The organism is Chloroflexota bacterium (genome assembly GCA_016875875.1).
Lineage (GTDB): Bacteria > Chloroflexota > Dehalococcoidia > GIF9 > UBA5629 > 9FT-COMBO-48-23.
This window is the reverse complement of sequence record VGOP01000005.1, coordinates 16441-38529: the sequence shown is the minus strand read 5'-3', so window position 1 is coordinate 38529 and position 22089 is coordinate 16441. Positions and strand designations below refer to the sequence as shown.

The 22089-nt window shown below is 48.5% G+C and carries 21 protein-coding genes; 13 read left to right on the top strand and 8 right to left on the bottom strand.

Annotated features, from left to right (window positions below):
• Positions 1 to 233: 233 nt before the first annotated feature.
• Genes FJ023_04975 through FJ023_04940 form a run of 8 tightly spaced genes read left to right on the top strand, consistent with a single transcriptional unit; the run spans position 234 to position 8719 of the window.
• Positions 234 to 1580 carry an ATP-grasp domain-containing protein gene (locus tag FJ023_04975; protein ID MBM4446691.1) on the top strand — a complete coding sequence of 449 codons (1347 nt, stop codon included), beginning with the start codon at positions 234 to 236 and terminating at the stop codon, positions 1578 to 1580.
• A gap of 4 nt (positions 1581 to 1584) precedes the next feature.
• Positions 1585 to 3144, top strand: coding sequence for an acyl-CoA carboxylase subunit beta (locus FJ023_04970; protein ID MBM4446690.1), 1560 nt, complete (start codon positions 1585 to 1587; stop codon positions 3142 to 3144).
• Between the two features lie 11 nt (positions 3145 to 3155).
• Positions 3156 to 3941, top strand: coding sequence for a crotonase (locus FJ023_04965; protein MBM4446689.1), 786 nt, complete (start codon positions 3156 to 3158; stop codon positions 3939 to 3941).
• Between the two features lie 16 nt (positions 3942 to 3957).
• The gene (locus FJ023_04960; protein MBM4446688.1) at positions 3958 to 4824 is read left to right on the top strand and encodes a 3-keto-5-aminohexanoate cleavage protein; all 867 of its coding nucleotides are present in this window, start codon (positions 3958 to 3960) and stop codon (positions 4822 to 4824) included.
• A 29-nt stretch (positions 4825 to 4853) separates the two neighbouring features.
• On the top strand, positions 4854 to 5066 hold the full coding sequence (locus FJ023_04955) for a biotin/lipoyl-binding carrier protein (protein MBM4446687.1): 213 nt from the start codon (positions 4854 to 4856) through the stop codon (positions 5064 to 5066).
• 36 nt (positions 5067 to 5102) lie between these two features.
• A complete protein-coding gene (locus FJ023_04950; GenBank protein MBM4446686.1) occupies positions 5103 to 6293 on the top strand; it encodes an acyl-CoA dehydrogenase in 1191 nt (396 codons plus the stop codon).
• A gap of 46 nt (positions 6294 to 6339) precedes the next feature.
• The gene (locus FJ023_04945) at positions 6340 to 7536 is read left to right on the top strand and encodes an acyl-CoA dehydrogenase (GenBank protein MBM4446685.1); all 1197 of its coding nucleotides are present in this window, start codon (positions 6340 to 6342) and stop codon (positions 7534 to 7536) included.
• A 49-nt stretch (positions 7537 to 7585) separates the two neighbouring features.
• A complete protein-coding gene (locus FJ023_04940) occupies positions 7586 to 8719 on the top strand; it encodes an acyl-CoA dehydrogenase (GenBank protein MBM4446684.1) in 1134 nt (377 codons plus the stop codon).
• A 231-nt stretch (positions 8720 to 8950) separates the two neighbouring features.
• Here FJ023_04940 and FJ023_04935 read toward each other — a convergent pair whose 3' ends face one another.
• From FJ023_04935 to FJ023_04900, 8 genes are all read right to left on the bottom strand, one after another.
• Positions 8951 to 9745 (bottom strand): ABC transporter ATP-binding protein, encoded by a 795-nt coding sequence (locus FJ023_04935; GenBank protein MBM4446683.1) that lies wholly within the window; start codon positions 9743 to 9745, stop codon positions 8951 to 8953.
• A 372-nt stretch (positions 9746 to 10117) separates the two neighbouring features.
• On the bottom strand, positions 10118 to 11188 hold the full coding sequence (locus FJ023_04930; protein MBM4446682.1) for a hypothetical protein: 1071 nt from the start codon (positions 11186 to 11188) through the stop codon (positions 10118 to 10120).
• Positions 11189 to 11206: 18 nt separating this feature from the next.
• Entirely contained in the window at positions 11207 to 12493 is a 1287-nt protein-coding gene (locus tag FJ023_04925; protein MBM4446681.1) for a hypothetical protein, read from the bottom strand.
• A 59-nt stretch (positions 12494 to 12552) separates the two neighbouring features.
• On the bottom strand, positions 12553 to 13812 hold the full coding sequence (locus FJ023_04920) for a hypothetical protein (GenBank protein MBM4446680.1): 1260 nt from the start codon (positions 13810 to 13812) through the stop codon (positions 12553 to 12555).
• Positions 13813 to 13852: 40 nt separating this feature from the next.
• Positions 13853 to 14899, bottom strand: coding sequence for a branched-chain amino acid ABC transporter permease (locus FJ023_04915; protein MBM4446679.1), 1047 nt, complete (start codon positions 14897 to 14899; stop codon positions 13853 to 13855).
• A gap of 1 nt (position 14900) precedes the next feature.
• A complete protein-coding gene (locus tag FJ023_04910) occupies positions 14901 to 15785 on the bottom strand; it encodes a branched-chain amino acid ABC transporter permease (protein ID MBM4446678.1) in 885 nt (294 codons plus the stop codon).
• A 25-nt stretch (positions 15786 to 15810) separates the two neighbouring features.
• Positions 15811 to 17775 carry a long-chain fatty acid--CoA ligase gene (locus tag FJ023_04905; protein MBM4446677.1) on the bottom strand — a complete coding sequence of 655 codons (1965 nt, stop codon included), beginning with the start codon at positions 17773 to 17775 and terminating at the stop codon, positions 15811 to 15813.
• Between the two features lie 13 nt (positions 17776 to 17788).
• Positions 17789 to 18562, bottom strand: coding sequence for an ABC transporter ATP-binding protein (locus FJ023_04900; GenBank protein MBM4446676.1), 774 nt, complete (start codon positions 18560 to 18562; stop codon positions 17789 to 17791).
• A gap of 280 nt (positions 18563 to 18842) precedes the next feature.
• Between FJ023_04900 and FJ023_04895 the strand changes: the two genes are divergently transcribed.
• The 5 genes from FJ023_04895 (at position 18843) to FJ023_04875 (ending at position 22081) form a co-directional block, all read left to right on the top strand.
• Complete coding sequence (locus FJ023_04895) at positions 18843 to 19559, top strand: Crp/Fnr family transcriptional regulator (GenBank protein MBM4446675.1); 717 nt, start codon at positions 18843 to 18845, stop codon at positions 19557 to 19559.
• A 63-nt stretch (positions 19560 to 19622) separates the two neighbouring features.
• Positions 19623 to 19829 (top strand): 4Fe-4S ferredoxin, encoded by a 207-nt coding sequence (locus FJ023_04890; GenBank protein ID MBM4446674.1) that lies wholly within the window; start codon positions 19623 to 19625, stop codon positions 19827 to 19829.
• A 257-nt stretch (positions 19830 to 20086) separates the two neighbouring features.
• Positions 20087 to 20323, top strand: coding sequence for an SHOCT domain-containing protein (locus FJ023_04885; GenBank protein MBM4446673.1), 237 nt, complete (start codon positions 20087 to 20089; stop codon positions 20321 to 20323).
• A gap of 24 nt (positions 20324 to 20347) precedes the next feature.
• The gene (locus tag FJ023_04880) at positions 20348 to 20566 is read left to right on the top strand and encodes a NifU family protein (GenBank protein ID MBM4446672.1); all 219 of its coding nucleotides are present in this window, start codon (positions 20348 to 20350) and stop codon (positions 20564 to 20566) included.
• Between the two features lie 105 nt (positions 20567 to 20671).
• Positions 20672 to 22081: a sigma-70 family RNA polymerase sigma factor gene (locus tag FJ023_04875; GenBank protein ID MBM4446671.1), complete on the top strand. Its 1410-nt coding sequence runs from the start codon at positions 20672 to 20674 to the stop codon at positions 22079 to 22081.
• Positions 22082 to 22089 lie beyond the last annotated feature (8 nt).

Genomic DNA, 22089 nt, shown 5'->3' with positions numbered 1-22089 from the left:
TCGAATAGCAAATTATATTTAGATGCGATTTAGAATACAGCGGCAGATATGTTGACAGTTCTCAGAAAACTAAGGTATATTTATCAATCGGGGAAAATCTCCAAAATGCTTATTTCCTGGCGTGCTGCTGAATTTGTAAAAACTGATGACAAATCTTCCTAATGCTATTTTTAGAGGTCAGACTTTAGACTACTATCTATGTCAACTTGCCACATTCGTGTAAGGTTCCTCTCATGCTTAAATCTATACTCATTGTCAACCGCGGAGAGATTGCGCGGCGGATAATCAGAACCGCTAAAAAATTAGGTATTGAGACCATAGCCATATATTCGGACGCAGACGAGACAGCTCTATTTGTCAAAGAAGCAGATAAGGCGATAAGGGTTAGTGGCGCCAAACCCAAAGACAGCTACCTTAATATCGACAGTATTATTGAAATAGCCAAAGGGGCAGAGGCAAGCGCTATTCATCCCGGATATGGCTTCTTAGCGGAAAGGTGGGAATTCGCCCAGCGGTGTGAAAGCGAAGGCTTCATATTTATCGGACCAAATTCTGATGTCATCAATAAAATGGGGGACAAGGCACGCTCCCGAGAAATCGCTACCACTCTGGACATACCAATCCCACCGGGGAGCGGAATATTAAGCAATGTGGATGAGGCAAAAGAATGGGCAGCAAAGCTTTCTTTCCCTGTCATTTTTAAAGCATCAGCCGGTGGTGGCGGGATAGGCATGAGAAAAGTGGAAAAACTGGAGGAGGTAGCAGAAGCCTTCGATGAGGCCTCAAATCGGGCTATGTTAGCCTTTGGCGACAACAGAGTCTACATCGAAAAGTATCTTGAGTCGCCTCATCATATAGAAATCCAAATCCTGGGGGACAACGACGGTAACGTGGTCACCTTCCCGGAAAGAGAATGCTCTGTGCAAAGAAGACATCAGAAAGTAATCGAGGAGTCACCATCACCTTTTGCCACTCCTGAGTTGAGACTGGGGCTTAGGCAAGCAGCCAAGCGACTGGCTCAAGAGCTTGGCTACAGTAATGCCGGCACTGTAGAGTTTGTGGTTGACAAACATCGGAACTTCTATTTTCTAGAGATAAATACCAGGCTTCAAGTGGAGCACCCGATTACAGAAATGATTACAGGTTTCGACCTGGTTGCAGAGCAAATCGGGATCGCATCAGACCAGCCTCTTTCTATTAAAGAAGATGACTTGAAGTGGAAGGGGTGGGCTCTTGAAGCCCGCATTTATGCCGAGGACTCAGAGAATTTCTACCCCTCTCCAGGCAAGCTGCTCTCTTACGTAGAACCCCAAGGTGATGGTGTAAGAGTTGACTCCGGCTACAAAGCTGGTGACACTATTAGCCAGTTCTACGACCCTTTGATTGCTAAGTTGGTTGTTTGGGGCAAAGATAGAGATGAAGCGATAATGAAAATGTTAAAAGCTCTAGAGGATTATGAAATCACTGGCATTAAGAACAACATCCCCTTTCTGAAGAAAGCTTTCGATTCTGCAATGTTCAAGTCAGGAACCTATGATACGCATTTCATATCAAAATTATTGGAGGTGAAAAATGGGTGACAGGATGAAGAAGGAGGTTAAAGAACTTCACGACCTCCGCGAGGAAATCAATAAGATGGGCGGCGAGGAAGCCGTCAAAAAACACCATGACAGAGGGAAATTGACCGCACGGGAACGTCTTGACCTCTTGATTGAAAAGGGGACATTTGTTGAAGTTGGTATGCTTGGTGGTGAATTTGGTGTGAGCGAGCTTGTCCCAGCTGACGGGGTCATCACCGGATATGGCAAGATGGATGACGGGGTCAGAGTTAGAGATGTAGCTGTGGCAGCTTATGATTTTACTGTGAGGGGCGGCTCCATGGGCATAACAAATGAAAGAAAGGTGTCCCGTATAAGGGAAATCGCTCTAAAACAGAGAATCCCAATGATATGGCTGGGAGATTCTGGAGGTGCCAGAGTAAGCGGCGGAGGCCTCTCTGGTGAAATGATACCAATGTTTGCTGATTCTGGCTATCTCTTCAAAGAAGAATCTCTGATGTCAGGCGTAATACCTCTGGTTGCGGCCATGATGGGGCCAGGATATGCTGGTACCGCCTATATCCCGGGCCTTTCCGATTTCGTGCCTATGGTTAAAGGAACTAGCTTTATGGGTCTAGGTGGACCATCCTTGGTTAAAATGGTGATTCGAGAAACACTTACCGAGGATGAACTGGGGGGCTCTAAAGTTCACTGTGAGATAAGCGGCTGTGGTGATCTTGAAGTAGCTAGCGACGAGGAATGTATTAAAGCAATAAAAGCATATCTGTCTTTCTTCCCCCAAAATTACGATGACAAACCGCCTCGAAAGAATTGGTCTGGAGACCCTGAAGCTTTAATCCCTGACGGTATACTGAATGTTATCCCGGACAGCCCTCGGGAAGCCTTTGATATGCACGACCTCATAAAACATATAGTTGACGACGGTTATTTGTTTGAAATCAAACCAAAATGGGGAAGGAATATCATTGTCGGATTCGGGAGGATAGCTGGTTATTCAATAGGAATTATCGGCAATAACCCCATCTTCTATGGTGGGGTCATCGACATTGATGCCGCCGACAAAGCTGCCCGCTTCATTTGGCTCTGCGATGCTTTCAATATCCCACTTCTCTTCCTCTCTGATGTCCCTGGCTTCATGGTGGGGTCTAAAGCAGAGAAATCGGGGATTATCAGGCATGGCGCCAAGATGATTCATACCGTTGCTGAAGCTACCGTCCCTAAATTCACCATAATTGTAAGAAAATCCTACGGTGCCGGGTACTATGCCATGTGCGGCAGGTCTTTTGACCCCGATTTGCTGATCGCCTACCCCGGGGCTGAGATATCGGTTATGGGCCCTGAGGGTATGGTGTCCATCTTCGCCAGAAAGCAGCTAGCAGAGGCTGAAAACCCTCAGGAGATGGTAGAGCGCCTTGCCGATGACATAAGGCCTCAATTTGACATTCACAAGCCAGCCAGATTAGGCGTAGTAGATGACGTCATCGACCCCAGGGAAACCAGAAAGGTCTTAATCAGAGCTCTCGAATTTACCAAAGATAAGAAGATACTCAGGCATCCCAGAAAGCATGGAGTTTATCCAGTGTAAGGAGGCCGCAAATGTACCAAACTATAACAACAGAGGTAAAAGACAAAGTAACCACAATCACCCTATCTCGTGAGGAGCGAAGAAATGCGATTTCACCAACGATGATGACCGAACTCCTGGATGCCTTCAAGAAATATGACGATGACCCAGCAGTAGTCGCCATTGTTCTCACCGGTGCCGGCAGTAAGGTCTTCTGTGCCGGTGCTGACTTTGCCGAATCTATGGGTGCTACAACGAGTTTTCTCGACCGCTATGAGGGTCAGAGAAATTTTGCCGAGCTCTTTAAGATAATCAGAGACTTAAAGAAGCCTTTGATCGGTCGGATGAATGGCCATGCCCTGGGTGGTGGACTTGGTCTGGCTTGTGCCTGTGACATAGTAATCGCTGCCGATGATTGTCTCTTTGGAACACCGGAAATAAACGTGGCGCTATTCCCTTATATCATCATGGCAACTTTAGCCCGCTTTGCTTCAGCTCCAAAAAGACTGCTCGAGATGATGCTCACCGGAGAAAGAATTCCTGCCAAAGAGGCGCAACAACTTGGCCTGGTGAACTATGTTGTGCCCAGAGACCAATTGGATGCCAAAGTTGATGAAATCGCCAAGAAAATAGTCAATAAAAGCCCGGCTATTCTTAGGCTCGGCAGAAGAGCATTTTACACCATGCGCGATATGGAATATGAGAAAGCCCTGGAATACCTGGCATCAATGCTGGCGATTAATATGATGGCTGAAGATGTAGGTGAAGGGATTGCCGCTTTTCTGGAAAAGCGTGAACCAGTATGGAAAGGAAAATAACGCGAGAGGAGAAACCATGGGTTTACAAGACAAAGTGGTAATAACTGCTGCCTTGACCGGTGTCGCAGCTAACAGAGAACAATGCAAGTGGATCCCTTATACCCCTCAGGAAATCGCTGAAGAGGCGCTAAGTGCCTACAATGCTGGAGCTTCAATAGTACATATTCACGGCAGAGAATATGACGGCCGGCCGTCCTGGAGAGTGGAGATTTTTCGGGAAATTATGGAGGAGGTTCGGAAAAGGTGCCCCATTATAGTTAACTTCTCTACCGGCGCTGTAGGTATAGACAGAGAGAATAGAATCGCTCATATCCGGGAGGTAAAGCCAGACATCGCCGCCCTCAATATGGGCACAATGAATTATGCCAAATACAGTCCCAGGCGGAAGAATTTCGTTTTCTCTATGGTTTTCCAGAACCCATTCGATGATATAATGTTCTTTTTGGACACCATGAACAAAAGCGGTGTAAAGCCAGAGTGCGAATGCTTCGACCTTGGTCATTTGGAAAGCTTATTCCCATTGGTTGATATGGGATCGATCAAGAACTTTCAAGTAAGCCTCATTTTTGGTGTAGTTGGAGGAATGGCTGCCACCGCTAGAAATCTAACCCATGTGTCTAGTGTAGTACCTCCAGGAGTGCAATGGCAGGTAATAGGTATCAGTGAAGACCAATGGTTACTGGTAGCTACTGCTCTGGCTCTTGGTGGGAATATCAGAGTTGGACTCGAAGATAACTTCTATCTATCGCCGGGGGTTATGGGAGAAGGAAACGGCCCACTGGTGGAAAAAGCAGCAAGAATGACACGAGATGTTGGCAGGGAGCCAGCAACTGTGCAAGAGGCTAAAATCATTCTGGGCTTGAGTCAAACAAAGGCTAAATAAAATAAAAGGTAAAGCGAGTTAAGCCAGCTATGACAGAAGTTGTTTCACCAATTACAGGTAGCATCTGGAAAATCGTGGTAGAGCCTGGTTCACAAGTTAACGAGGGCGACACTATTGTTATTCTTGAATCCATGAAAATGGAAATCCGGGTGAAATCTCCTCACAACGGGAAGGTGGTAGAAATCAGAGTGAAAGAGGGTGACTCCATCCTGGAAGATGACATTATCGCCATCATCGAGTAGGCACGCATAACCTGACTTATAACAGGGAGGACAAGCATGGACTTCAGATTTACCGAAGATGAGGAGGCCTTCAGGAAAGAGGTTCGCCAATGGCTGAAGCAGGAGATTCCTCAAAGGTGGTTTGAACTCGACCCAGGCATATGGGAGGAAACCGAGGAATCATGGGCACTTTCCCGTCAGTTCCAGCGCAAACTGGGTCAGAAGGGCTGGCTAGCACCAGCATATCCTAAAGAATACGGTGGGCTGGAATTGAGCCACACCAAACGGCTTATACTAGCTGAAGAACTGGCTTACAACAGGGCACCGATAAGCGTGGAGGTAGAGATAACGGTAAACTGGGTGGCCCCCACCATTGCGCTCTTTGGCACCGAAAAGCAAAAGAAGGACTATGTAACCCCGGTGGCAAAAGGCGATATAATTTTCTGCCTTGGCTATAGTGAGCCAAACGCTGGCTCCGACCTCGCCGCACTACAAACCCGCGCTGTTGAAGTTGGCGATGAGTATGTGATTAACGGCCAGAAGATATGGTGTAGCTACGGGCATCTAGCCGACTATTGCTGGCTCGCTGCCAGAACTGACCCAGATGCATCCAAGCACAAAGGAATGAGCATGTTTATCGTTGATATGAAGACGCCGGGAATTACTATTCGTCCCCTGATAAACATCTTGAACCGACATTCTTTCAATGAGGTCTTCTTCGATGATGTGCGCATCCCCAAAGACAACCTGGTAGGGCAGAAAAACAACGGCTGGTATCAACTAGTTATAGCTTTAGATTATGAACGCTCCTCAGTTGGCACCGCTGCGGCACAGCAACGAACCATCGAAGACTTAGTTCGATACGCCAAAGAAACCAAACGTAACGGAGAACCTATTGCCAATGACCCCCTGCTCAAGAATGAACTGGCAGAAATGGCAATCGAAAATGAAGTTCTCCGTTTGATGTGTTATCGCATCGCTTGGATGTATAGTAAAGGCCTCCATCCCAGCTATGAATCTTCCATGACAATGATATTTGGCAGCGAAGTAATGAGACGGTTAGCCAACGTAGGTATGCGTATTCTAGGTCATTATGGGGAGCTGGACAGGGATTCTAAATGGGCCCCGCTCAATGCTAGGATAATGCGACTGTATCTAAGCTCCCTCTCTATAGGTGTCGGTGGTGGCTCCAACGAGATTCAACGTAACATTATCGCTATGAGAGGATTGGGATTACCACGAGGGTAAACTGCTCTAGCTCTTTAAACCAGCGAAGCTTTCAGAAAGGATAAATATGGATTTTCGATTTAGCGACCGAGAAGAAGCATTTCGAACAGAGGTCGAGGATTTCATAAAAAAGGAGCTACCTGCAGGCTGGACCGAGAAAAACATTTACTGGCCTGGGGGGTACGGCACCTTATCAGAATTTGAAGAAGCTAACCCCCATATTGAGCAATTCAGACACCAGTTAGCTGAGAGAAGCTGGCTTAATATCTCATGGCCCAAAGAATATGGTGGCGCAGGACGTACCAATATTGAACAGGCCATCTTCCACGAGCGCATGAGCTACTATAGAGCACCCGGTGGTGAAGTAGCCACGCTAATCGGCGGTCCCACCATCATGCTCTTCGGCAGCGACGAAATGAAGAAAGAATGGCTGCCTAAAATAGCCAGAGGTGAAGCAAGGTTCTGGCTGGCTTACAGTGAACCAAACGCTGGTTCTGACCTTGCCTCTATTCAGACTCGTGCTGTTGAAGATGGCGATGACCTTATCATCAATGGACAAAAAATCTGGAGCACTGCGGCCCACGTGTCACATTATGCCTGGATGATTGCCAGGACAGACCCTAATGCTGCCCCTCACAGAGGGATTACATTGCTTATTGTAGACAACCAATCACCAGGTGTTACTATCCGCCCCTTGACAAACATATGTGGCTCTCAGTCTTTTAATGAAGTGTTTTTTGACAATGTAGTGGTGCCAAAAAAGAACATCGTCGGTGAGAAAAATAGGGGCTGGTATTACGTAATGGTAGCTCTGGACTTCGAGAGGCTTGTAATCCCCATAGGAGGCTTCAAGCGAACCTTCGAAGAAATAACGCAGTACACCAAAGAAACAAAACACAATGGACAATCCTTGAGCCAGAATCCCTTAATACGAAATAAACTAGCCGAGATGGCAGTCGAGATTGAAGTAGCCTACATGTTCTTCTGGCAAACAGCCTGGATGCTTGACAAAGGACTCGTCCCGAATATCGAGGCATCTGTGTTGAAGCTGTTTACCACCCAGCTAAGCCAAAAACTAGCCAACACCGGGATGCAGGTTATGGGACATTATGGACCGCTGGAAAGGGAATCCAAATGGGCATCCCTAAGAGGGAGAGTCCAGGCTGGATACCTGGATTGTATCTCAGCCCTAGTTGGTGCCGGCACTTCCGAAATCCAGCGCAACATCATTGCTATGAGGGGACTTGGGCTGCCACGTGCATAGCCAAGTCTTATGCTTATTATGCAAATTCACATATTATTGGAGGTAGAAAATGGAACTTGGTCTGAGTGAAGAACAGGAGATGCTGAAGACATCAGCCCGTGACTTTCTGCAAAAGGAATGCCCCAAGCAACTGGTCAGGCAATTAGATGAGAGCGACACCGGCTATTCCTCTGAACTATGGCAAAAAATGGCGAAACTGGGCTGGACGGGGCTGGTATTCCCAGAGAAATATGGCGGTAGTGGCGGTAGCTTCTTAGATTTGATTGTCCTCCTTGAGGAGATGGGACACAATATACTGCCTGGCCCGTTTTTTTCAACTGTGGTCCTCGGCGGTCTAACCGTCTTGGCGGCAGGAAGCGAAGAGCAAAAGAAGGATATCCTGCCCAAAATTGCCAGTGGGGACATGCTCCTCACCTTGGCATTAACAGAGCCAAGTGCCAGATATGACGCACCATCAGTCAAGACCAAAGCCGTGGCTGGTACCGATGGACATGTTATCAACGGCACTAAACTTTTTATCCCTGATGCTAACGTGGCTGACTATATACTATGCGTGGCCAGGACAAAAAAGGGGAAAAACCCCGAGGACGGAATCACCATTTTCCTGGTTAATGCCAAAAGCCCTGGAGTTAAAGGCACTCTCCTGAAAACTCTAGCTCGTGATAAGCAATGTGAGGTTGTCTTCGACAACGTGAGTGTGCCACAAAGCAACATATTAGGAAAACCAGACCAGGGCTGGCCAACAGTAAAAGATACCCTCCAGAAGGCTACTGTAGCTAAATGCGCTGAGATGGTCGGCGGTGCTCAGGCTGCGCTAGAGATGGCTGTCCAGTATGCCAAGGACAGAGTCCAGTTTAACCGACCTATTGGCAGCTTTCAGGCCATCCAGCATTACTGTGCCAACATGGTAACCGATGTTGATGGTGCGCGATTCATCACGTACAAAGCAGCATGGAAAGTAAATGAAGGGCTGCCGTCTGATATGGATGTAGCCATAGCTAAGGCCTGGACCAGTGAAGCCTGCGGACGGGTTACCCTCTTAGCCCATCAAATATTTGGAGCAATCGGCTTCACCATGGACCACGATATCCACCTGTACTACAGGCGCGCGAAAGCTGGTGAGATAATGTTCGGCGACGGCGACTTCCAGCGGGCGATTGTAGCCCAGGAGTTAGGCCTATAGCTCAACCGTTTTCGTCAGTGCAACGAGCATATAGCAATCCTGCTGCAAACGCAGAGTCTGCCGTAAAAAATGCAGGGACAGGTCTTTAGAACCTGTCCCTGCATTGATGGAAATTGGGGTTTGGGATTTCCGCATTAGGAAATGCAGTGGCGAGGCTTAAACCTCGCCACTATGACTTTAAAAAGTCGCAGCTAAATAGGTAGTGGGTGTTATTATAGCTCCATCATTCAATCATGCCAGCCACCGCTTCCGCCGCTTGTAGTGCTTCACTTCACGATAGCTCCTTCGTTGCCCCACTTTACTCAAACCCAGGTAGAATTCCTTTATGTCCTCGTTATCTCTCAGTTTCTCAGCCGGCCCATCCATAACCACACGGCCATTCTCCATCACGTAGCCGTAATCAGCCAACTCCAGTGCAGCCTTAGCATTCTGTTCCACCACTAAAATGGATGTTTTTTCCTCGGCGTTAATCCTTTTCACTATGTCAAAGATCTCTTTCACCAGTATCGGGCTAAGCCCCAGGGACGGCTCATCCAAAAGCATCAGCTTCGGGCGTGCCATGAGCGCCCGCCCCATCACTACCATCTGCCTTTCACCTCCGGAAAGATAACCTGTTGTTGCATGACGCAAGTCTTTCAGCTTTGGGAAATAACCATAGACCATATCCAAATCTCTTCGCACGCCTGCAGCGTCCCTCCGAATGTAGGCGCCTACTTTCAATTCTTCTTCTACACTAAGGTGCTCAAACATGGGACGCCCCTCCATAACCTGGACAATTCCCAACTTGACCACATCTTCAGGGTTCATCCTGTCTATTCTCTGGCCATCCCACTCAATGCTGCCATCGGTTACTTCACCTTCCTCCGTATAAAGCAATCCAGAAATTGCCTTAAGCGTGGTCGTCTTGCCGGCGCCATTACCACCAAGCAGTGTTACAATCGCCCCTTCTGGTACTTCCAGTGAAACTCCTTTCAGCACCAGTATGACATTGAGATAGATAACTTCAATACTGTTTAACTTTAACATGCTGTACCCCTTCTATAGTCGTTTCTATAGTCAAGACAGGTTGTACCCTGTTGTTAGTATATTTCTCAATCATGCCATCATATCATTAACCACTTTTACGCCTCTTAGCCCCCCATCAATCTTCACAAAACAGCCATAACAATTTATTGCCCCATGTAGTACGACTCTTTAGGGTAGCCTATCACCACACATATATCCTCCACCCTTTAGGGTCGAGGTCAGCGAAGCTAACGCCTGGCGCTATAATATTAGTAGACACTCCCATCCACGTAAAATACTATAAGGTCGAGGCGAAAAGGAGAAACCCCACCTTTCGGAAAGGCTTCTCCTTTCCTTGTCACTCGTTGACAATTAACCCCTTTAGCCCAGCACTTACTTCTTGAATTGTAAGGTATGAACGATCTCTGAAAACTTAGCTTCGTCGTACTTAGCCAATAGCTCTACGGTGCCTACTGTGACCAATACCCACTTGGTATCCTTCTTCGCACCCAGGGCAAAACCTTTAGCTCCAAACCCTCTCAGTGTTACTTCAATCGCCGCCTCGGTGGCTTTAGTGCCATCAGCTAAAGTAGTCTCTTTCTCAGAAACAACTTTGAAGCCTGAGCCGCCAGCTGCCTCCAGTGAATTTTTAAGCGTCTCAGCAAAAGTGGCTCCCTCCTCAGCATCAACAAACAGAACTGGAACCTGAGCTGGTGATGCCGCATAGAACAGAAGGACATCGGACGGCTGCTTTGCCCAATCTTTGGGATATTTAACCGAGAAACCAAGCTCGGCATTGGTATATTCAGCAGCTTCAAAGGAGAGCTTTCCTGGCTCTGAGGGCGCTGGTGGTGGTGCCGGTGGCGTTGGCGGCGCTGGTGCCGCCACCAACTCTAGCTCCCACGTTGTCGTAGCAACAGAGCGGAGGTCCTCACCAACAGCCTTTAGCGTATAGGTGCCATTTGGTAATGGATTGCCGAGTGACTTTGTATCGAGCGCCATCGTGGGCAGAAAGCTACCACGCAACAGCCAGTCAACTTTCGCTACCCTTTCCAGCGTCACCTCAAAATCACCTTTGTCATTGGCAGTGGCATAAGCAATGCCAACACTGTCCTCACCGCGCTCACGGTCGAGCCCCTTCATTTCCACATCGGGGGGTACAACCAGGTCCACAGTAATTATCTCGTTGGGCTGCCAGCCGGTACCCTTAAACTTCACAGGTACAGCCAGAATTCCCATTTGAGGCGGAAGACCTGCTGCCGCAGCCTCAGGTAACCCCATCGCCTTGGCAAGCGCTGGCAATACCGCTTTGAGCGCAGCCTGGTCAATTTTCGCTGGTTCCACAGTTAGTGTTCCTGCTGGAGGTGGTGGGGGCGCCTTAGGAGCACAGGCCGATATTGGCAACACCAGAAGTGCTACCATAGCTACAAAAACTAGCGTCCTAAAATTACATAATTTCATCATTATTCTGCCTCCTTACTCCTATTTACTCCAGTCATAGAGGGCTACGCAATCGGGAACCTTCACGAAACCACTAATAGACACCTCCTTGCCACCCTTCACTGCGTAGAACTTGGTCACATCGCTGCCCTGGCGGTTAGTGGGACTGTAGGTGCAAGGCCCTACCAGTCCTTGTGAAATATCCATGCCAGTGAGCGACTCGTAAGCCGTCTTCATCGCCTCACCATCAAGTTTGTCGTAGCCAACGGCAGCTATGGCTCTCTTCGCGCCCTCTTTGTAAACAAGCGCCCATACCATTCCGGTTACATAGTTCGACGGTGTGTTCTTGCGGAACTCGTCAACGCTCACTCCACGGTACTTCGGTATCATCTTAGCAGCCAGCGGGTGCGACCAGCACTCGTCACCACGGAGATAATAGCTGTTCATCCAGCAACCTTCAGTAGCTTCCGGATGCAGCTTGATGCCAACCGCTTCAGTAGGACCCCAGAAAGTGGAATCAACAAATTGAATCGTCTTAGTAATACCCAGCTTGTAAGCGTCACGCATGATGTTGCTCGGCGTCGGGTCAACACCACCGATGATGATATAGTTGGCGCCAGCTGTGGCGAGTCTCTGGAGCCAGACGGTATGGTCAGGAGCACCCGTGGGGAAGAACTCCGGCGGCAGCAATTTTACACCGAGCTTCTCAGCGTATTCCTTGCCGCCACGAAGTGGCTCTCTGCCGTAGGCGCTGTCCCAGCTCATGTAACCGATTACAGGGCTGCCGGTCTTGCCCTTATCCTTCCAGTCTTTCAGGATGAAGTCTATGGTGGCTCCGAAGGCATTCTGATAGCAGACACCCCAGGGGAACACCCAGCCTATTTTGGCCTGAGCCTCACCGTCACCCGGAGCCAGCTGGACTACCTTGTCTTTCATGGTCATCGGCATGATAGCCTTGCCGAACGGTGTGCTGATGGCATTCACCACCAACAGCTTGGGCTCAGTCCGGTATCTCTTGTAGGCCGACACACCGCGCGCGGTATCATAGCGGGTATCCACGCCGATAAAATTGCATTTTACCCCGTCAACACCACCGGTAGCATTTATCTCCTTGAACATGTCCCCACAACCCATATCGGCAGGGACATTTAGCCCGGCTATCGGCCCGGTATAATCACCCAGGCTCAAGTAGCTGATCACCTTCTCCTGTGCCGGTGCTTTAGGTGCGCAGGCAGAGACTGCTGGCAACGCCAGCACTACCACAAGCAGAATTGCACCAAATAATAGATACTTTCTTTTGCTCATTTGCAGACTTTTCACCTCCTTCATTTTAGTCTCTCGCTTTTAAGTCTCCATTCATGCAATGCCCATTATCACCCCCTTCCATTTTACTCATTCCAGTCATGTAGCGATACACAATCAGGTACCTTTCTCCAACCACTGATAGGCACCTCTTTGCCGTTCTTCACTTGGTAGAATTTGGTTTGATCGACACTTTGTCGACTGGTAGGGCTGTAAGCAATGGGTCCTGTTAGACCATCACCTACATCGATGCCGGTAATTGCCTCCATACCTGCTTTCATAGCTTCGCCATCCAGTTTATCATAGCCAACTTTTTCAAGGGCTATCTCTAAAGCTTTGGCGAAGGTAAGTGGCCGCGTCAGTCCAGCAACATAGATTGCTGCTGTCTCCTTACGGAACTCTTCAACGCTTTTGCCATGATACTTCGGCACCATATAGGCAGCCAGAGGATGTGTCCAGGCTTCGTCACCACGGAGATAATAAGAATTCATCCAGCACCCTTCTGTAGCCTCAGGATGTAGCTTAATGCCGACTGCTTCAGTGGGCCCCCAATAACTGGTATCAATAAACTGGATCTTCTTGGTCAGGCCCAGCTTATAGGCATCACGTAAGACATTACTCGGCGTTGGGTCCACGCCGGCAATGAGGATATAATCGGGATTACCTGTAGCAAGTCGTTGTAGCCAAACAGTGTGGTCAGGAGCCCCAGTAGGAAAGAACTCCGGCGGTAGCAGTTTTACACCAAGCTTCTCGGCATATTCCTGGCCGCCACGCAGCAGCTCCCTGCCATAGGCGCTGTCCCAATTCATGTAGCCAACAATAGGCATACCAGACTTACCATTATTCTTCCAGTCTTCTAACAGGAAATCAATGCTGGCCCCAAAAGCATTCTGGTAAGCAGCACCTATGATGAACACCCAACCGAGGCGGGCTTGAGGTTCACCATCGCCTGTCACATTCTGCACTACTTTGTCTCTCGCTGTCATAGGTGTGATAGCCTTGCTAAGCGCCGTGCTAATAGCAACCACCGTCATGAGCTTGGGCTCGGTTCGATACCTTTTATAGGCTGATACACCGCGGGCGATATCGTAACGAGTGTCAACACTGATATAATTTATCTTCACCCCAACACCACCCTTGGAGTTTACCTCCTTGAACATATCCTCGGCCGCTGTCGCAGCCGGAACATTGAGTCCAGCTATCGGCCCGGTATAATCCGCCAGGTCTAGGAAGGTGACTACCTTTTCTTTGAGCGGTACCTTAGGGGCACATCCAAGTACTGACGACAACGTCAGCAATATCAGGAGCACAATAACACTGAATACTAGAGACTTTGTCTTTCCCATTTCCAACCTCCCATCTATTTTGTTTTATATCCCCTATTAGCTAATACGCAAACGGGAAAAGTCTGTAGGATGCTTTGAAAATAGCCCAGCGATGGGCTAGCCCTCTGGGCTCAAAAATTAAGAAGAGCACAATTATGACGCCAAAGGCGCTGGCACCTAGCGCTGCCGCCGGCGCAATGCCCAAAGCTGGGAACCACCCGGTCAACGTCGGCGAGGCAAAGGTAACCGCTTCAATTAGCAAGCTGATAAAAACAGTGCCGAAGAAGACCCCCACTATTGTCCCCAGGCCACCAACGATAAGCATACCGATGTAGAAAACGGCATCAGCCAGCGGAAACTGCTCCACGTGGACAAACATCATCCAGTGAGCAAACAGCGAGCCAGCGATGCCAGCAAAGAAACAACCGATGAAGAAAGCAACTAATTTGTATCTAAATAGGCTCACTCCCATTACCGAAGCTGCAAGGTCATTATCCCTGATAGCTACAAAAGCTCTGCCTATCCTTGACCTGGCCAAATTCTTGGCGAAATAGGTCATCAGCAGCATCACGGGCACAATAATGTAGTACATCGTTTCATCTGTATCGAAAGCAAAACCAAACGCCGTAGGTGGTGGCGCATGTAAGCCTACGACACCACCGGTGATTTTCAGATGCAATATCAGCCAGGTGACAATGTAGTGGATAGCCAGAGTGGCCAGGGCGAGATAGAAGCCTTTAATCCTCAGAGCCGGGGTACCGCCGACAATGCCAACCAGCCCAGCAACGATGCCTGAAACCGGCAACGCCAGCCAGAACGGCCAACCATAAGTAGCAGTGAGAATAGCTGAGGTGAAGGCACCTATTGCCACAAATGCCACCTGACCGAATGAGATCAGCCCGCAATAACCCATCATCAGCTGCAACCCCAACACAGCGACGATGGTAATGGACATCTTGTTGATTAAGCCTATTAAATAATGGTCGCCGTAAAGTGGAAACGTAAGCAGTACCACAAGGGCTAGGATGGTAATAATCCATTGCAGCCTTGTCCTGATAACCGCCGTATCTCTGCCGTAATCTTGGTTGAAAGTACCGCAGGGAAGCATGTCACACCCTCTCTATTCTGACTAAGCCGAAGATACCATAGGGTCTAACTAAGAGAACGAGGAGAAGCATGATATAACCCGCTACCTCCTGAATACCGCCGCCAACAATCGGGTCTAAATAGCCTGAAGCCACATTTTCCACCCAGCCCAACAAGAGCCCACCGACAAGAGCACCAGGCAATGAGTCCAGACCGCCAACCATGGCTACAACCAGACCCTTAAAGGCTACCATAGTCAACATGAAGCGGATATCGTAATACCTCGCCAGCATGACGCCGGCGACAACGGCCACCACCGCCGATAGAATCCAGACAAGGGAAAAAATCGTCCTGACGTTTATGCCCGCACTTTGGGCTAGCTGGTGTGACTCGGCAGTAGCCCGCATCCCCAGGCCAACCTTGGTATAGCGAAAGAAGAGCACCGTCAACAGGAACACCACTAGACAAATACCAAGACTATATAAACCACCTACGGGCACACTAGAACCGGCAATGGTAATATTACCCTTGGGCAAAAAGTCAGGAAATCCCCAGGCCTCGCCTTTCAAGATGAGCGCGAAAATCCCATCAAGCACCATGAATACAGCAAAAGTCATAAGGAAACCCGAGAAAAGTGGCTGACCGATTAGCGGCCGCAGGCAAATGCGCTCGACAGCAAATCCAAGAACAGCGCCCATTGCCAAACCTACAAGCCAACCTACCCAGAGGGGCAATCCCAACAATATATAGCCCACATAGAAAAACAGGGCACCGAAGGCTAGCAACTGACCGTGGGCTAGACTCACCACCTCAGTGGCTTTACAAACGAGGACTATTGCCAGTGCCACCAGAGCATAAAGCGCCCCGATGACCAAACCATTGAGACTTAGCTCCAGAAAAAACTGCACTTCTCCTCCTTTAGCTCATCTTGCTCTATTCAACAGTGTTGACTTTGACGCTTGTATGCATTGTCCCTGTCCGACCATCGCGGTAAGTAATCGGAGCTTCCACCTTCAACTCACCCTTATCCCCATAGAGTGCGTCTATCAGATATCCATATCGTTCTTCGATAAAATCGCGCCGCAGTTTTCTGGTTCGGGTAAGTTCAGCATCATCGGCATCAAATTCCTTGTGCAAATTGACAAATCTCTTTATCCTCGTCCATTCAGGGAGGTGCCTATTAACCCTCAATATCTCGCCCTTTATCACATTAATCACTTCCGGCTTCTGGGACAGGTCAGTAAAGGTGGTATAAGGGATACGCCTGGCTTCAGCCCAGCGTCCCATATTGTCCAAGTCAATATTTATTATGGCGGTGACAAAATCCTTGTCCTCGCTCCCCACAATCAAGGCCCCTTTGATATAAGGGCTGAACCTCAGCCTGATTTCAGCAAATTGTGGCGAAAACTTGCGACCGCCGCTTAATTCCTTCAAGTGGTCCATCCTGTCAATACAGATGAGGTGACCATGCTCTTCGATGTGGCCGAAATCACCGCTAGTATACCAGTCGCCCAAGTATTTTTCCTTAGTGGCTTGGGGCTTCCTGTAATAGCCGGCGAAGAGCATCTCGCTTCTTACCAGGATCTCACCGTCATCAGCCAGTCGGCATTCATACCCGGGCATGAGAGGACCACAGGTTTCTGGCCGGATATCATCATCAGGGTGAATGGTGACCAGACCCATTTCTGTGCTGCCGTATAGCTGCTTGAGTTTCACGCCAAGGGCCTGGAAGTAACGAAATATCTCAGGGCTTATTGCCGACCCGGCACTGTAGGCAATTCTGACCTTTAACAGGCCAACTTTATCCTTAAGCTGTCGGAAAACTACCATGTCAGCAATAGCATAAAGCGCTCGCCACAGCCAGTTAACCCTCTTCTCGGCTATTCGCAAATCACCCACCTTGTAGCCCACTGGCAGGAAAAGGTGATACAGTAATCTTCTCAGCGCAGCGGTGTCAAGTATCTTCGCTTGAATCAGCCGGCTGACGCTTTCCCAGTTGGCTGGCCCCCAGAAAAGGATACCAGGCCCGATTTCCCTGATGTTCTCCAGTACGGTCTCCGGTTCTTCAGGGAAGTTTATCTCCATACCCGTAAGCAAGTTGGCACCTACCCCAAGCCCTTGCTCCGTCACCCATGCCGGTGGCAAGAAGGAGACGTATTGCTCGTCAGGTCGCCACTTATCTACCGAATTCCACGCCCTGTTGGTCAATTGCGAAGTCTTATTCCTCAGCATGGCAGCCTTGGGTAAACCAGTAGTGCCGGATGTATACATGAAAAGGCCTATGTCATCTCCGCTAGTCTTCTCGATATTTTCTTCAAATAAGCCGGGATGATTTTTCTCGTAATCCTTGCCCAACTCGACAACCTGGTCGAAGCTCGTCAGAATCGGGTCGGCATAGTCACCAATAGGAGTCCCTTCAAAGCCAAGTATCCCCTTAGGATCCCAGAAAATGACCTTCTTCAGCAAGGACAGTTCATCTTTAAGGGGTGGATGCTCGTTGCCCTCCCTATCTTTGTATGGAGTCAGAAACTTATCGACCTGCTCCTGGTCATGGGCAATGACAAACCTAGACTCAGAATCCTCAACATAGAATTTAACCTCGGTAGGCAGACAATCAACAAATATGCCAGTCACAGTGGCACCGGCTGCTCCGGCAGCTAGCTCAGCACAGTACCACTCAGGCTTATTCTCCCCCAGAATCGCCACCTTATCACCCCGTTCCAAGCCAAGGCTGATTAAGCCAAGTGAGAGGTACTTCACCTTTTCGTAGTAGTCTTTCCAGGTATACGACTGCCAGATACCCCGATCCTTTACGCGTAAGGCTACTTTCTTATCGCCCCATTTTCCATAGTTGTATTTTAAATATTTAGCAGCAGTATCAAAAACGGGCACAGCCACTTCTTATACCCTCCTATTCACCCAAGTAAGCCTTTATAACCGCAGGATTGACCTTTATTTCATCTGGAAAGCCCTCGGCAATTTTATGCCCGAAATCGAGGACAACCACCCTATCAGCAATATCCATAACCACTTCCATATCATGTTCAACAAGGACAATGGGAATTTGCCGAAGCTCTATAGTATCTATAATGAAGCGAGCCATGTCCTCTTTCTCGTCTATGTTCATCCCCGCCATAGGCTCATCAAGCAAAAGCAGCTTTGGCTCCAAAGCTAGAGCCCTGCCCAATTCCACCCGCTTCCTCATTCCGTAGGGAAGAAGCCCCACCACCTTCTTCCTTATTGGTTCCATTTCGAGAAAGTCTATTATATCTTCGACTACTTTGCGGTGTTCCATCTCCTCCCGATAGGCCGGGCCGAAGTACAGAGCACCTGCCAATACCCCTTGCTTCATGCGAACATGTCGAGCTGCCATAAGATTGTCCAAAACGGTCAACCCCGTATAGAGTTCGATGTTCTGGAATGTCCGAGAGATGCCCAGTTCGGCAATTTTGTGGATTGGCAGTCTGGTGATATTCTTTCCTTCAAAAAGAATATCGCCCTCTTGAGGGCGATAAAATCCGTTTATGCAGTTAAGGAGGCAGCTCTTCCCCGCGCCATTCGGGCCTATAATAGCTAATATCTCCGTCCCTCTGACCTCAATATCAACATCATCCAAAGCACGGAGCCGCCCAAACTGCAAACCGATGCCCTGGACTTTAAGCTTGACCCTATCCTGCCCCTTCAAAAACAAAACCTCAGAAGAACTTGAACCACAAGAAATCGCTTAACGGGATTGATGAGTAAATTTACTTAATTATACCGAGTAAATTTACTTAATTATACTATACTTGTCAAGTCATACTCTCAAGAAAAGCACTCGAATGCAATTTTGGGTTCTGGTCGGTCTTAGCTGATTGAATTTATTTCTTTTAAAAATCTTGAATTCATTGAGACTTATCCATTAAACTCACCTTTATTTAGATTCGTTTTTATCAACAAAAACCGACCAGCACCGCACATCAGCAATGTTGACAAAAACATACATTGTAACTAGGATTAGTTATCAGGATATGGCTATTCAAACCGATTTCCTAAAGCGCACTCCATATTTTTCTGACCTCAGCCTTACTGACCTTGATTCAGTCGCCAAGTTCTTCTTCGAGAAAAAGGCTGAGAGGGGAGAGATGTTCCTGCTCGAAGGCGAATTGGATGAGGTGCTATATTTTGTCGTCTCAGGCGTGGTGAAAGTTCTGAAGACCTCCGCTGAGGGGAAGGAGCAGATCCTGAATATCGCACGCCCTGGCGACTCGTTTAACGATGTCGCTGCGTTTGATGGCGGCCCAAATCCCGCTGCTGCCCAATCCATGGGGTCTGTCGTTCTTTACGGAATAAGAAAGAGCAACCTGGAGATTATCCTTCGGGATCACCCACATGTAGCCTTGAATGTCATCAAAATACTGGCAAGTCGGGTACGTTACCTTCTATCATTGGTGGAGGATTTGTCCTTCAAACATGTTATCGGCAGGATAGCCAAGATACTTCTCCAGTACGCCGGTGATGGAACAGGAACTGGGCAGCGGCTCACCCAGCAGGACATGGCAGCTATGGCAGGTACCGTCCGGGAGATAGTTGGCAGGTCGCTCAAAACTCTAGAACAGGAAGGTGCCATCAAGTTTGATCGCCATCGAATAATAATTACCAACAAAGAAATCCTGAAAAAGATAATGGAGGCACCTTCGTGAGACAAAGGTCACATACAAAGATGGCCTCCATCATTAAAATATTAAAAATGGATATTCACAGCAATGAATGAACTGCCTGTGATAGACCCCAAAAAGTGTAACGGGTGCGGTTTATGTGTTAGCGTATGCCAATGCGGTGCCCTAGTACTGATTGACAACGTTGTTACTTTGATTGCCACAAAGGAGTGCGATTGGTGCATTGATTGCGAAGCCGTTTGCCTCACTGGGGCATTAAGCTTCCCATTCGAAATAGTTATTGAGGAATCCTAAGGTCAAGCTGAGATACCACCTATAAATGTCCCCGCCACTTTCCATTGTCCCTTCTTTGGCTATTTCTGTTTAATGAGATAAAAGTCGCATACAGTGATTTTGGTTTGGGCTAAAATCTCTATAGTAGAAATTGGAGGTGAACTATGAACAAGAATCTTAGGATAGGCATTATTGTCGGTGGTGTTGTACTGGCAATTCTGATAGTGCTTCCCCTGGTATGGGGAGGTATTTCGGGATGGCGAGGAACCGGCTGGGGCATGATGGGACCATGGATGATGGGAGGATTAGGATGGGGATGGTTTATGCCTCTGGCGATGATTCTCTTCTGGGGGCTGATTATCTGGGGAATCGTGGCCCTGGTCCGTGGTCTAAACAACCAAAGGTACTGTGATTCTTCGGCAACAGACTCAGCTCTGGCAGTGCTCAAGAGGCGATATGCGCAGGGTGAGATAAGTAAGAAAGAGTACGAAGAGAAGAAAAAGGATTTGGTCTAATAACGAACAGAGAGGAGACATAGCATGCGCGAGAAAGTGGAAGCAGTTCTGAATCAAATAAGGCCTAGCCTGGCGGCGGATGGTGGTAACGTGGAACTTGTGGACGCCAGCGATGGTATAGTCAAAGTAAGGTTGACTGGCGCCTGTGGCGGTTGCCCTATGGCATCAATGACATTGAGGCATGGCGTCGAACGAGTGCTTAAAGAGCAAGTGCCTGAAGTTAAAGAGGTAGTCGCTGTTTAAGCGGCACAAGTTTCGGCTCTTTACACCGTCCATGCGAAATTATACAGGTCTATATGCTTGAGGTCATGAAAAGGTGAGGAACGGCAAAGTTAGCGGGAGATACAAATGGTCTTAAAGAGCGTTGAAGATATAGAGCAACTCCTCTCCGACGAGGAGTTACATATGGCTAGTTTGGGGATTGATAACGAGGAAGAATTCCCTGAGGTTAAGAGCGTTTCTCAAGGTGTAGAAATCGAACCTTTTGGGGATCCTATAAATTTATATCTCGCTGAATGCGGCCAAACCCCTCTTCTCAATGCTAAGGAGGAAAAAACGCTTGGCAGCTCGATAGAGGATGGTAAATATCTGTCTCAGCTTGAGCAAGAGTTGGTTGCTAAACATGGCTTTCCGCCATCAGAAACTGATTTACTGCTTGAACTGATGAAGCGTCTCTCTAAATCAGGCTCGCTTTTCGAGGCGCTGTGTCAGCATCTTAACCTTCAGTCGACTGAAGGAATAGCAAAAACGGTGTTGCATCCGAACTTGCGAGGCGCAATTGATGGCCATATAGACCAACAACTATCTAGTGCCATAGCACTCGTAATCGGAGCAAGTGAGGCTCAAACCACGCCGGGGCTAGTTCAGCTGTCCCTCGATAGTCGGCTGATTCCATGGGACGTTATAGTAGGATTGGTGAGAGCAAGCTCACCAGCCGAGCTTGAGCAGAAAGTGGATTCGCCAGGATTTCAAGGTGAGCTAGAGAGGCTTCAACCGGAGATAGGTCTTCACTTCGAGCGAATAAGAGAAAGTGCCCGCCAGGCAACTCGCCATTTGATTCAAGCCAACTTACGGCTGGTGGTTAGCGTGGCCAGAAAGTATAGGGCTGGGAGTATGCCATTGGCTGACCTTATTCAAGAGGGGAATATCGGGCTAATGCGGGCTGTTAAGAAGTTCGATCATCGTCGAGGCTACAAATTCAGCACCTATGCGCATTGGTGGATTCGACAAGCAATAAGCCGAGCTATTTCCGAACAAATACGCACCGTACGAATACCGGTACACATGGCTGATAACATGACGAGGCTGGTACAGATACGTCAGAAGTTATACCAAAAGTACGGCCGAAAACCGACGAGCAAGGAATTGGCTTCTGAAATGGGAATTTCGCCCGAAAAGCTGGAGTTGTTACTTCAGGTGAATGCCAGCAAGTCGATTTCCCTTGAAACACCCATAGGTGATGAAGGAGGGCAACTTAGCGATTTCGTCGAGGACCAGGCATTAACAAAGCCCGCTGACGAAGCTGCTAGTGGCCTACTCAGGGAGCAACTAGCAAAGACACTTGCTTCACTATCAACCCGCGAACGCCGCATCATCGAGATGAGGTTTGGTTTGGACGGCGAAGGCTGCCGAACTCTCGAAGAGGTGGGCACAGAACTAGGCTTTACCAGGGAGCGGATAAGACAGATTGAGAAAGAGACACTGGCAAAATTGCGCCATCCCAGACACAGCCGCAAGTTCGTAGACTACCTGGGGTGACTTTTGCT

What these genes read in the sequence shown, in the direction of transcription:
- FJ023_04950 (MBM4446686.1), top strand. Translation starts at nt 5,103, where the DNA reads ATGGACTTCAGATTTACCGAAGATGAGGAGGCCTTCAGGAAAGAGGTT.
- FJ023_04880 (MBM4446672.1), top strand. Translation starts at nt 20,348, where the DNA reads ATGCGCGAGAAAGTGGAAGCAGTTCTGAATCAAATAAGGCCTAGCCTG.
- FJ023_04885 (MBM4446673.1), top strand. Translation starts at nt 20,087, where the DNA reads ATGATGGGACCATGGATGATGGGAGGATTAGGATGGGGATGGTTTATG.
- FJ023_04895 (MBM4446675.1), top strand. Translation starts at nt 18,843, where the DNA reads ATGTTGACAAAAACATACATTGTAACTAGGATTAGTTATCAGGATATG.
- FJ023_04930 (MBM4446682.1), bottom strand. Translation starts at nt 11,188, where the DNA reads ATGATGAAATTATGTAATTTTAGGACGCTAGTTTTTGTAGCTATGGTA.
- FJ023_04875 (MBM4446671.1), top strand. Translation starts at nt 20,672, where the DNA reads ATGGTCTTAAAGAGCGTTGAAGATATAGAGCAACTCCTCTCCGACGAG.
- FJ023_04915 (MBM4446679.1), bottom strand. Translation starts at nt 14,899, where the DNA reads ATGCTTCCCTGCGGTACTTTCAACCAAGATTACGGCAGAGATACGGCG.
- FJ023_04935 (MBM4446683.1), bottom strand. Translation starts at nt 9,745, where the DNA reads ATGTTAAAGTTAAACAGTATTGAAGTTATCTATCTCAATGTCATACTG.
- FJ023_04890 (MBM4446674.1), top strand. Translation starts at nt 19,623, where the DNA reads ATGAATGAACTGCCTGTGATAGACCCCAAAAAGTGTAACGGGTGCGGT.
- FJ023_04920 (MBM4446680.1), bottom strand. Translation starts at nt 13,812, where the DNA reads ATGGGAAAGACAAAGTCTCTAGTATTCAGTGTTATTGTGCTCCTGATA.
- FJ023_04960 (MBM4446688.1), top strand. Translation starts at nt 3,958, where the DNA reads ATGGGTTTACAAGACAAAGTGGTAATAACTGCTGCCTTGACCGGTGTC.
- FJ023_04975 (MBM4446691.1), top strand. Translation starts at nt 234, where the DNA reads ATGCTTAAATCTATACTCATTGTCAACCGCGGAGAGATTGCGCGGCGG.
- FJ023_04970 (MBM4446690.1), top strand. Translation starts at nt 1,585, where the DNA reads ATGAAGAAGGAGGTTAAAGAACTTCACGACCTCCGCGAGGAAATCAAT.
- FJ023_04945 (MBM4446685.1), top strand. Translation starts at nt 6,340, where the DNA reads ATGGATTTTCGATTTAGCGACCGAGAAGAAGCATTTCGAACAGAGGTC.
- FJ023_04965 (MBM4446689.1), top strand. Translation starts at nt 3,156, where the DNA reads ATGTACCAAACTATAACAACAGAGGTAAAAGACAAAGTAACCACAATC.
- FJ023_04955 (MBM4446687.1), top strand. Translation starts at nt 4,854, where the DNA reads ATGACAGAAGTTGTTTCACCAATTACAGGTAGCATCTGGAAAATCGTG.
- FJ023_04940 (MBM4446684.1), top strand. Translation starts at nt 7,586, where the DNA reads ATGGAACTTGGTCTGAGTGAAGAACAGGAGATGCTGAAGACATCAGCC.
- FJ023_04925 (MBM4446681.1), bottom strand. Translation starts at nt 12,493, where the DNA reads ATGAAGGAGGTGAAAAGTCTGCAAATGAGCAAAAGAAAGTATCTATTA.